This window comes from Stenotrophomonas sp. YJH_SMC_131 (assembly GCF_059367975.1).
On record NZ_JCAFRJ010000003.1, the window covers coordinates 260279 to 271897 of the forward strand.

General features: G+C 62.6%; 9 protein-coding genes. 6 read left to right on the forward strand and 3 right to left on the reverse strand.

The annotated features are described in order from the left end of the window. Positions 1-14 precede the first annotated feature (14 nt). Positions 15-1070, reverse strand: a complete 1056-nt coding sequence (gene rfbB, locus AC5P56_RS08590; RefSeq protein WP_111205543.1) for a dTDP-glucose 4,6-dehydratase — start codon at positions 1068-1070, stop codon at positions 15-17. A 68-nt stretch (positions 1071-1138) separates the two neighbouring features. Next, the gene (locus AC5P56_RS08595) at positions 1139-2356 is read right to left on the reverse strand and encodes an ArnT family glycosyltransferase (RefSeq protein WP_111205544.1); all 1218 of its coding nucleotides are present in this window, start codon (positions 2354-2356) and stop codon (positions 1139-1141) included. A gap of 247 nt (positions 2357-2603) precedes the next feature. Here AC5P56_RS08595 and AC5P56_RS08600 point away from each other — a divergent pair, with 247 nt between their 5' ends. From AC5P56_RS08600 to AC5P56_RS08625, 6 genes are all read left to right on the forward strand, one after another. Beyond that, entirely contained in the window at positions 2604-3350 is a 747-nt protein-coding gene (locus tag AC5P56_RS08600; RefSeq protein ID WP_014035896.1) for an electron transfer flavoprotein subunit beta/FixA family protein, read from the forward strand. Continuing rightward, the gene (locus AC5P56_RS08605; protein WP_014645853.1) at positions 3350-4288 is read left to right on the forward strand and encodes an electron transfer flavoprotein subunit alpha/FixB family protein; all 939 of its coding nucleotides are present in this window, start codon (positions 3350-3352) and stop codon (positions 4286-4288) included. Before AC5P56_RS08600 ends, AC5P56_RS08605 begins: the two co-directional genes overlap by 1 nt. 146 nt (positions 4289-4434) lie before the next feature. Further along, positions 4435-7116 carry a sulfatase-like hydrolase/transferase gene (locus AC5P56_RS08610; RefSeq protein ID WP_288496494.1) on the forward strand — a complete coding sequence of 894 codons (2682 nt, stop codon included), beginning with the start codon at positions 4435-4437 and terminating at the stop codon, positions 7114-7116. Between the two features lie 106 nt (positions 7117-7222). Beyond that, complete coding sequence (locus AC5P56_RS08615) at positions 7223-8629, forward strand: UbiA family prenyltransferase (RefSeq protein ID WP_288496539.1); 1407 nt, start codon at positions 7223-7225, stop codon at positions 8627-8629. A 29-nt stretch (positions 8630-8658) separates the two neighbouring features. Further along, entirely contained in the window at positions 8659-9036 is a 378-nt protein-coding gene (locus AC5P56_RS08620; protein ID WP_053494798.1) for an SMR family transporter, read from the forward strand. Positions 9037-9039: 3 nt separating this feature from the next. After that, the gene (locus AC5P56_RS08625; protein ID WP_069118022.1) at positions 9040-10011 is read left to right on the forward strand and encodes an NAD-dependent epimerase/dehydratase family protein; all 972 of its coding nucleotides are present in this window, start codon (positions 9040-9042) and stop codon (positions 10009-10011) included. Between the two features lie 193 nt (positions 10012-10204). Here AC5P56_RS08625 and AC5P56_RS08630 read toward each other — a convergent pair whose 3' ends face one another. After that, on the reverse strand, positions 10205-11566 hold the full coding sequence (locus tag AC5P56_RS08630; protein WP_188239221.1) for a glucosyltransferase domain-containing protein: 1362 nt from the start codon (positions 11564-11566) through the stop codon (positions 10205-10207). Positions 11567-11619: the final 53 nt, after the last annotated feature.

Consider the following 11619-nt stretch of genomic DNA (forward strand, 5'->3'; position numbering starts at 1 on the left):
GGTGTCTCCTGGGTTCAGTCCGTGGTGCCGATGCGCTGCAGGCGGTAGCTGCCGTCGAGCACGCCGTTGACCCAGTCCTGGTTGTCCAGGTACCAGTCGACGGTGAAGGTGATGCCCTGCTCGAAGGTGTAGGCCGGTTCCCAGCCCAGCTCGTTCTTCAGCTTGGAAGCATCGATCGCATAGCGGCGGTCATGGCCAGGACGGTCGGTGACATAGGTGATCTGGCTGCTGCGCGGCTTGCCGTCCTCGCGCGGACGGCGCTGGTCCAGCAGTGCGCAGATCGCCTGCACCACTTCGATGTTCTGCCTTTCCGAGTTGCCGCCGACGTTGTAGGTCTCGCCGACCTGGCCCTTGGCCAGCACGGTGCGGATCGCTTCGCAGTGGTCGGACACGAACAGCCAGTCGCGCACCTGCTTGCCATCGCCGTACACCGGCAGCGGTTCGCCAGCCAGCGCCTTGGCGATCACCAGCGGGATCAGCTTCTCGGGGAAGTGATACGGGCCGTAGTTGTTGGAGCAGTTGGTGGTCAGCACCGGCAGCCCGTAGGTGTGGTGGAACGCACGCACCAGGTGGTCCGAAGCGGCCTTCGACGCCGAGTACGGCGAATTCGGGGCGTACGGGGTGGTTTCGCTGAACCTGCCGGTCTCGCCCAGGGTGCCATACACCTCATCGGTGGACACATGCAGGAAGCGGAAGGCCGCCCCTTGTTCGGCCGGCAGCGCCTTCCAGTAGTCGCGTACCGCTTCAAGCAAACCCAGGGTGCCCACCACATTGGTCTGGATGAAGGCGCCTGGGCCGTCGATGGAACGGTCCACGTGGCTTTCGGCGGCGAAGTTCAGCACTGCATCGGGCTGGTGCTCGGTCAGCAGGCGGGCGACCAGCGCGCTGTCGCCGATATCGCCCTGCACGAACACATGCTGCGGGTTGCCGTCCAGGCTGGCCAGGGTCTTCAGGTTGCCGGCGTAAGTCAGTGCATCGAGGTTGATGACCTTGACGCCGCGTGCGACGGCCTCGAGAACGAAGTTACCGCCAATGAATCCGGCACCGCCGGTGACGAGCCATGTGGGCACTACCTGTTCTCCTGATTGGTACGGGTTGGGACGTGTCTGCAGCGAAGGGTTCGGAGGACCACGGGATATCAAGCGTTGATCCGGCTGGGCAAGCGTAGCCTGCCCGCGGCGGCAATGATGAACAGCGCCCCTGGGACCAGTGGCAGGAGGTAGCGTCCCTGCCCCTCGAACAGCAGGATCGACACCATTCCCAGGCCAAGTGTGGCCACGGCAAGCCAATGAACGGGCTGCCAGCGGCGCAGGTGGAGGCAGATGCGCAGCAGCGCAACCATCGTCCAGGCCGTCAACGCAATGTTGAGTGCCAGCGTCAACCTACCCAGCCACACCGGAGCACCGCCTCTCTCCAGGAACGGCCAATGCAGGAGGCTGCCGACATCGAACGATCCGCGCACGCGCAGCAGCGCCAACTCCAGGAAGCGGCCGGGGTGTTCGGAAATCCAACGGCGGCCAATTGCTGAGCCAATCACGTCGGCCGCAGGCGTCCAGTGGCGGAGCTTCCAGTCCTCGCTTTCTCCGCTGAAGAACCCTTGGGGAAATCCAGCATCGGCGAACCGGGCCTTGTCGTCAGCCTGGAGGGGGACATCCTTCAAGGGCATCCACCCGCCATGCGCATTGGCATCGTTGTTGTTGACCATCAGCACATACCCGCTGTTTGCACTGACGGGCACAAACTGGCCGAAAAGAACTGCGTTGCGCAGGGTCCACGGCCCCAGTACCAGCAGAAAACCCAGCACCACCATGCTGATCCGCCGCCAGGTGGCGATGCGCATCCCATCACGCAGGAGCAACGCCAGTGCCACGGCTCCCGGCAACGGCAGCATCTGTGGCCGGTTCAACGCGGTAAGTGCCAGCACGGCTCCCAGCAGCAGCCATCGGCCCGGAAAACGCACGACCGCCACAAGCATGCCGAACACGGCAAGGAACAGTGACAGCGATTCGGTACCCAGTACATTGCTGTAGGCGACCAGCGCCGGATGGAATGCCAGCACTGCCAGAGAGGCAACCTGCCAGGCCGGGCGCAGCTGGAGGCGCACCCCCAGACCGACCCACGAAACCAGCGTGCCGGCCCAGAGCAGGACATTGAGAATCTTGCCCGCGCCCACGTTCACGCCGGTGAGCATGAACCAGGCGCCGAGCACTCCGGGGTACAACGGAGGCTGGGACACATAGGGAATGCCTGAAATCCGGAAGCCGCCACCGCTGGCAACGCTGCTGGCAACCTCCAGATAGCGGCCGAAATCGGCAACGGGCTGCAAGGGGATCCATTGCACGAACAGCAGGCGCATGGCCACACCAGCAACGGCAATCGCCAGCAGCAGGCGGTATGGAGGGGGCGAGGTCAATGAAGGCATGTGGCGGGGCAGCGGAACCGGCCGCTAGAGTAGCCACTCAGGCGACGTGGATACAGGACGCCGTTTCACCATACGCATTCGCATGGTCGACAAAGGCCAGTTAGAATCGGGGTCCCACCCCCGAACCGGTTGCTGTGCGAGGACCGGACGTTCTCTCCGTTATTGAAGGACCCCGTACCAGATGAAAATCCTCGTCGCGTACAAGCGCGTGGTGGACTACAACGTCCGCATTCAGGTCAAGCCGGACGGTTCCGGCGTGGTCACCGACGGCGTCAAGCTGTCCCCCAACCCCTTCGATGAAATCGCCCTGGAAGAGGCCCTGCGCCTGCGCGACAAGGGCATCGCCAGCGAAGTCGTGGTCGCCACCATCGCCCCGGCCGATGCCCAGGCGCACCTGCGCAACGGCCTGGCCATGGGCGCCAACCGCGCCGTCCATGTGGTCACCGACCAGGCCATCCAGCCGCTGACCGCCGCGCGCACCCTGCTCAAGCTGATCGAGAAGGAACAGCCGGACCTGGTGATCCTGGGCAAGCAGGCGATCGACGACGACGCCAACCAGACCGGCCAGATGCTGGCCACGCTGTGGGGGCGCCCGCAGGCGACCTTCGCCAGCAAGCTGGACATTGCCGACGGCAAGGCCACGGTGACCCGCGAAGTCGACGCCGGCCTGGAAACGCTGGAAGTCGATCTGCCGGCCGTGGTCACCACCGACCTGCGCCTGAACGAGCCGCGCTTCATCAAGCTGCCGGACATCATGAAGGCCAAGGCCAAGCCGCTGGAGACCCTGCAGCTGGCCGACCTCGGCGTTGAAGCCGCCGACACCTTCAAGACCACCCAGTACGCCGCGCCGTCCAAGCGCAGCAAGGGTGTGATGGTCAAGGACGCGGCCGAACTGGTTGCCGCACTCAAGCAGAAGGGGTTGCTGTAATGAGCAGGATTCTCGTCATCGCCGAGCACCACGACGGCAAGCTCAACGCCGCCACCGCCAAGACCGTCAGCGCTGCTGCCGCCATCAGCGGCGCCAGCATCGACGTGCTGGTGCTGGCCGCCGATCCGGCTGCCGTGGCTGCCGAGGCCGCGAAGATCGCTGGCGTCGCCAAGGTCCTGACCGTGGCCAACGCTGCCAACGCGCAGGCCATCGCCCAGGTGCTGGCACCGCAGATCGCGCAGCTGGCCAAGGGTTACACCCACGTGTTCGGCCCGTCGACCACCTTCGGCAAGGACCTGATGCCGTGCGTGGCCGCCCTGCTGGGCGTCAACCAGGTTTCCGACCTGATGAGCGTTGAAGGCAGCCACACCTTCAAGCGCCCGATCTACGCCGGCAACGCGATCATCACCGTGGAAGCCCCGGCCGACCAGATCGTGGTCGCCACCGTGCGTGCCGCCTCGTGGCCGGAAGCCGCCCAGGGCGGCAGCGCGACCATCGAGGCGGCCAGCGTCGATGCTGCCCTGCCGACCCACACCCGCTTCGTCGGCCTCGCCGCTGGTGCCAGCGACCGCCCGGACCTGCAGAGCGCCAAGCGCGTGGTCTCCGGTGGCCGTGGTGTCGGTTCGGAAGAGAACTTCAAGGTCATCTTCCAGCTGGCCGACAAGCTCGGTGCCGCCGTCGGTGCCTCGCGCGCTGCGGTTGATGCCGGCTACGTGCCCAGCGACCTGCAGGTCGGCCAGACCGGCAAGATCATCGCCCCGGAACTTTACGTGGCCGTCGGCATCAGTGGCGCCATCCAGCACCTGACCGGCATCAAGGATGCCGGCACGATCGTCGCGATCAACAAGGATCCGGATTCGCCGATCTTCGAGATCGCCGATATCGGTCTGGTGGGCGATCTGTTTGCGATCCTGCCGGAGCTGGAAAAGGCGCTGTAGTCGAAACCTGCGTAGCAACTCGCAGGGTGGGCAGACATTGCCCACCCTGCCACTCGTCAAAACATGTCGGCATATTGCAACACGCCTTTTGCGCTGTCTTGATTCTGTAGCATTTCCCCTCCCATCGCTCCAACCGGAGGGAGAGAATGCAGATGGCGATGAAATGCCTGTTTTTTGCGGCATGGATCGGAATGCTCGCGTTGCTTGCGCGACATTGCACACATGGACAGCGATGGAAGCTGCTGGTCACTGCGCTCTGCGGAGCACTGCTGGCGATCTGGCTTTTCATTGATGCACTCAGTGGCAACGGCATCGATTACGCCGTGATCTATCATCTGCGCGCAGGCATGCGCGGCGCAGGCGCCGCTGATTTCAGCTTGCCCATCGGCCTGCTTTCGGCAGCACTGGTGGCATGCCTGGCCCTCGCTTTCATGCCCCGCCTGCATTCGGCACGGAGGTGGGCACCCGCCGGTCCCCTGTTCGCGGCTTCTCTGCTGGCGACGCTGGTTTTCAATCCGATCGTCTACGACGTCGCGACACTGGTACGCCAGGATCGGCAGGCACGTCTTGCACCGGCACAAGGGGACCAGTACGTACGTCCCGACGCCCCGCTCGGGAATCACCGCAACGTGGTGATTCTCTACGCCGAAAGCTTCGAGCGCACCTATCTCGATGAGTCGCGATTCCCTGGCCTTGCGCCAGAGTTGAACAAGCTGCGCAGCGAGGCCGTGGATTTCCGGCACGTGGACTCGCGCGAAGGCGGCACGTGGACGATCGCCGGCATGGTCAGTTCCCTGTGCGGCGTCCCCCTTTCCCTCAGCCAGGACGCCAATGGCTATGCAAGCATCGGCCGCTTCCTGCCTGGCGCGTACTGCCTGACCGATCACCTGCGCGAGCGCGGATACGACGTCGAGTTCATCGGTGGCGCCGCTTCTGATTTCGCTGGAAAGGGACAGTTCCTCGCCAGCCACGGCTTCGGCACGGTACGCGATCGCTCCTATTTCAAGAGCCTGAAGCTGGGCGACAACCGTTTCTCGCCATGGGGCGTCCACGATGATGTCCTGTTGGATGCGCTCTGGGACCGCTTCGCTGCGCTCTCGCAGCAGACCACGCCTTTCGCCCTCGTCGGCCTGACTCTGGATACACATCATCCAAGCGGACACATCCCCCATGCCTGCCTCGATGTCGCCTATGAGGGGCTTGGCCAGCGCAGGCCGATGCTCGACGCAATCCATTGCTCGGACCGACTGGTTGCTGATTTCGTACGCCGCATCCGCGCCAGTCCCTACGCTCGCAATACAATCATTGTTGTTGCATCGGACCATCTGGCCCTGCCCAACGACATTGCCGACCTGTTGCGAGATGCTGATCGCAGCAACCTTCTTCTCATGTTCGGCAGCGACCTGCGCGCGAGGCAGGTTGATCGACCCGCGACCACCCTCGATACGGGCGCCTCACTGCTTGATGCCCTGCAAGGGGGAGTGGCACTCGGCTTTGGCCGCTCACAGCTTTCCGTGAAGGGCGCAGGTACTTCATTGAGTGTCCGACCCGGTCGGGAACCAGATGCCAGCGAGGACCACCTGCCAGGTTTCATGGCCTATTCCAGCACGCTATGGGAGCTGGGCCGGATCGACGATCACCTGCAGTTGGTGGATGGCGTCATCCAGTTGGGTAAGCAGACGCTGACTCCGCCCTTGGCCATCGCTGCCGATGACCGCGGCCGAATTGCCCAGCTTGGCACGAACGGCATCCGCTCTGGCCACCTTCTGGCCGGCGGTGATTCCCAGCAGGTCCTCTACATTGATCGTTGCTTTGCGTTCGACGAACGACAGCCCGCCGATGAGTGGTGCCTGTGGGGGAGCGCTGACGGAACGGCTCGCGTGGTGTCACAACAATCGCTCAAGGCCGGCGCGTTGGTGCCGGAACTGCTGCAGGCTGCACGCGAAGCGCCCCCGGCATCCCAGCTGCGCAACGATTTCATCATCCGCACCCACTTCGATGCGAGCCATACGATCGTCGGTGAAGCGATGGATGGAAAGCTGTTCTCGCAGGGTGCGGAAGGGACCTTGGCCTATGGCGCCTACCAGGATCTGTGCGCAGGCAACTACACCCTCAGCCTGCAGGGCGTGGCCCACCCCGCCAACGGTGCCTGGGCCGACGTCGTTGCCAGTTACGGGGCACAGACCTACGACCGCCATGCGCTGCTGGACACGGCCGATGGACGTGACGGGACGATGCTGGAAGCCAGGTATGTATTCCCTGAAGACCTGCCCCTGGCTGAAGTCCGTGTCGGCGTATCGCCAGACGCTGCGGTGCGACTGGATGGCTATACCCTGCTGCCTGCCTACGAGGCACTGCCTGTGGGATCGTCGGTGGATTTCAGCGCCGATGCCAGCAATCGTTTCATTTCCTGTGGCTGGCACGGTCCCTCTCCCCAAGGGCGCAGCGTTCGTGGCGCGGCCGCCTCGCTACGACTGCGCCTGCCATCCGAGCCCGCCCGGCTGCAGGCAGTCCTTTCACTGTCGGCGCAGTCACCTCGCGAGCTCACGGTGCTGGCCAACGACGCCCCGCTCGGCTTGCTTCAGATCGAAGCAGGGACGCGTGAATACCCCATCGACCTGGCAGGCCTGTCCAGCGCCGCCGGCGGGCAGCTCACCTTGACGCTGGTGCCTGGACAAACGACCTGCGCTACGGAGGACTGCGAGCTGATTACCCTGCACCGTCTGCACTTGGCCCCGGCTGCGACGACTCAACCGGCTGCTCCAGCCTGTCCCGGGATGCGCTGCCTTCACGCCCCCGCGCTGGTACCTGAATCTGTCGCAATGTAACTCCCCCTCGTATACTCCCCGCACTATTGGATGAGGGGAACTGCGGCATATGTCGCATCACAATGATGTACCGGCTGGATCCGGTGAGTTGACGCCGGGAGCAGCCCTGTGCGTCGATCTGGACGGGACGCTGCTGCGTAGCGACCTGCTGTACGAATCACTGCTGGCCCTGCTGGCGCGCAACCCGCTGTTTGCTTTGCTGGTACCGTTCTGGCTGCTGCGCGGCAAGGCCTATGTTAAGCGCCAGCTCGCTTCCCGGGTGGCCTTGCAGGTTGAAACCCTGCCATACGATGAGCGTGTCGTGGCCATGCTGCGCGCGACACCGCAGCGTCCGCGTGTCCTGTGCACCGCCTCGGACCGGCTGTTGGTCCAGCCGATCGCCGATCATCTCGGCGTTTTTGACGAGGTCATCGCCAGCGATGGGGCCCGCAATCTGGCCGGGCACGCCAAGGCTGAAGCCCTTGTCGAGCGCTATGGGGAACGGGGGTTCGACTATCTTGGCAACCACCGCGTTGACCTGCCGGTCTGGAAGCACGCCGCAGGTGCTGTCGTCGTCAACGCCACCGGATCGCTGGCAAACCAGGCCCGCGCGCAAACCCGGTTGATCGACCACCTGCCTGGACAGCCCGGAGGGCTCCGCACCTGGATCAAGGCCCTGCGGCTGTACCAGTGGCTGAAGAACCTTCTGGTACTGGTTCCACTGCTTACCGCGCACCGTCTGTTCGAACCAGAAGCCGTAGTAAACGCGGCGCTCGCCTTCCTTGCCTTCGGCCTGTGCGCATCCGGCGTTTACCTGCTGAACGACCTGCTGGATCTGGCGCCAGACCGGCAGCATCCACGGAAGCGGAAGCGACCATTCGCGGCCGGGACCTTGCCCCTGTTTCATGGCCTGGTCGCCACCCCCTTGTTGACACTGGCCGGTTTCGCACTGGCGCTGTGGACAAGTCCTGCGTTTGCACTGGTCCTGCTGATCTACTTCATCACGACCCTGGCCTATTCGTTCACGCTCAAGCGCATCGTGATGATCGATGTCGTGGTGTTGGCGGCGCTTTACACCGTGCGGATCATCGGCGGCGCTTTTGCAATCGATTCGCCACGGTCATTCTGGCTGCTCGCGTTCTCGATGTTCATTTTCCTCAGCCTTGCCCTTCTCAAGCGCTATACCGAACTAACCGCGGCTGCAACGCAGGGAAAGCAGAAAGCCTCCGGTCGCGGATATTCCGTGGCCGATCTGCCGCTGGTGCAGTCATTCGGGACAGCTGCGGGCTACATCGGCGTTCTGGTCTTCGCCCTCTACATCAACAGCCCTGACAGCCTCAGACTGTACGCCACGCCCCAAGTGCTGTGGCTGCTCTGTCCTGTGCTGCTGTACTGGATCAGCCGTGCCTGGTTTGTCGCCCACCGGGGCGACATGCATGATGACCCCATCGTGTTCGCAGCGCGCGACCGCGTCAGCCAGGGCGTCGGCATCGCCGGGCTGATCATCGTAATGGCGGCGACACGCCACTGGTAATGCCTCCTCATCATTCCAAAGTTGATCGCATGTATCTCAAATTCATCCCACTCATTCTGTTCTCCGTAGCCCTCAATGCGAGTGCGCAGCTTTTCCTTCGCAAAGGCATGCCGAATGTTTCGCTGGTGACCAACCAGGGCGTGCTTGAGCTCGCACAGGGCGCCATCCGCGTTGTCCTCAATCCGTGGGTCTTCAGCGGACTGTCGTGCTATGCGATCAGCATCGTGCTTTGGATGTACGTCCTCTCCAAGGTCCAGGTGAGTTTCGCTTATCCCTTCCTGAGCGTGGGATACGTGATTGTCGTTGGTGCTGCATATCTGTTCTTCCGTGAACCGGTCAGCGTAATGAAGCTGGCTGGAATCGCGCTGATCTGTGCTGGCGTCGTTCTCGTCGCGCGTGGGGGCTGAGCCGTGACCAAGCATATTGTCATTGGTGGCTCAGGCTTCACCGGATCGCATCTCGTCCGGACCCTCCTTGCACAGGGCCAGCAGGTTCAGACCGTTGACCTGCTGCCTCTGCCTGCAGAATTCTCCGGCAGGGTCGTCCATCACCAGCTGGATATTCTGGATACTGCGGCGCTGTCGCGCGTGCCATTGGATGAAGGTGATGTCGTCCACCATCTTGCGGCAAGGCAATTCCATAACGCCGTGCCGGCAAAAGAACAGGACGCCTGGTTCGCCGAGGTCAACGTTACCGGTACAGCCAATGTACTGAAGTGGATGCGTAAACTGCGCCAGCCACGCTTGATCTATACCAGCACGGACATGGTGTACGGGCTGCCGGAATCGCTGCCTGTACCTCCAACGCACCGACGCAACCCGTTGGGGCCGTATGGACGCAGCAAAGCGGCGTCGGAACAGCTGTGCGAACAAGCACGAACCGAGGGCTACCTGATTACCGTCCTGCGTCCACGCATGATTGTGGGCCCCGGACGCTTTGGCATCCTGATCAAGCTGTTCCGGCTGATGGACCTTGGCCTTCCCGTGCCAACCATCGGCAGCGGTCGGAACCGCTACCAGATGATCGCCGTGGAGGATGTCGTCAGCGCAATTCTTGCTGCGGTCGAGAAGGGATTCCCCGCCGTCGCACTGAGCTTGGGATCGGGCGATGCACCACCAGTTCGCCAGTTGCTGCGCAATACGATCAAGCGTATCGGCTCGCGCTCGATTGTAGTGCCGGTACCCGCCAAGCCGTTGAAGATGACCCTGTCGCTTCTGGAAAAGCTGGGCAAACCGCTGCTGCATCGGGAGCAGTATCAGATCGCCGACATCAACTACGTGGTCGACATTGCACCTACGCAGGAAGTTCTGGATTGGCATCCCACACGCAATGACGAGGACATGCTCGTTGCAGCGTACGCACATTACCGGAAGCAGATCTGAATGATCTGCATGGAGGGACCTGGATGGGGTCGCCTCCGTATCACTGGCCTCGCCGGAGAAAAGTCCGGCGAGGCGGGATAGAGATCAGCGCGGCAAACCACCACGATGCTGCCCCAGCAAGGAAATGGCGATGACCTCCTTGCACGGGAGCCGCTGCGATCTACGTCGGGCCGGGCGCACTGGCGGCGCCTGATCAGTCATCGCTATAGACGATGACCGCGCCACCCTTTGCATCCTGGAAGAGCCTCAGTCGCCCTTCACCCAGCCCGGTTTCATTCACGGCGTCACCTTCCACCGCCATCGCGCACACTTCTGCCTCGTGCGTCCGGCAATCAACAAAACTCCTGGCCCCGGTAGCCACCACCACCGAATTCATCAAGTATTCGTTGTTGAAAGTGGCAGCTGGCTCTTTGCCACCCGGCATGCGGCCGGAAACCGCCAGTACTGAATACCGGTCTGCCGGCAATGGCAATAGCGTGTGGATCTTCTCAAACAGGAAGGAGGTCGTTTCCACCTGGGTCTGGAGGAACGTACGGGCCTGTGCCTGGAATCCAATACCGCCCGCCAGCAGGAGGAGGAATACGACCGCCCGTGAGATACGATTCCCGCCTCCAAGAAGGCCGAAAAACAGCGCCAGTCCAAGTACCAGCGCGATCAGGCTGCGCGTGGTAATTACTGGTGCCAACGGAATAGAGAATGCGTGGAACGCCGCAGCGACCATTGCGAGCGTCAACAGGATCTGGATTGAACCCTTCCGGCGAACGGCGAATGGAACGAGCAGCAGCACGGTTGCCAACAGCAACCAACCATCCAGGTTCGAGGCCTTGCCAATGGAAGCTACACACTTCCCGAATGATCCAATGACGTAGCTTACGTTCTGCCATAAAGAGGGAAGATCCTTGGCCGGATGTGGCGATCGCCAGTCATCCACCTGCGGACCGAAATGCCCTGCCAGCAGCAGCAGCATCATCGACATGACCAAAGCGCCGAGTACCGCCCCTCCCACCCAGCTGAGCGTGTGTTGCAACCACAACCTCCATCGATCCCGAGCACTCCGCTGTTCGGACGCGAATTCGCCGATGAACAGGAGCGGGACCAGGAAGTAGTAGCTCTGCATCGTCCCGAACAGAAGGATCCCGAGCGCCGCATAGACCGCAACCGGTGCTATCGCCACTCGCCGCGTGACCACCTCGGCCAGGATCAGGACTGCAACTGCCGAGAACGCAGTGGCCGGCCACATGCTTTGTTCCACGACTGGCGGAGAGATCGAAACGACGGCCGAAATGATCAGTGCCAGTGCAACCGACAGGCCTGCGCGGCGCGCAATGCGATAGACCAGCAAAAGATGTGCGGCGATATACGCGGCGAACCAAGCCGACGCGTCAATACTGACAAGCACATCCTTGAAGATGTAGTTCAGCCACCGGCCATCCTGCAACAGCTTCAGCTGGAAATAGTGGTTATAGTGAACTTCATCGTGACCGAACACATGCAGATTCGATAGTTGGCTATAAGCGGATGCCACGAGCAGCATGGACAGAAGCGCAGCCACCATCTTGAATCCGCCATGGCTCGGGGCATCAGTGCACATCGAGTGCAGCTGCGACC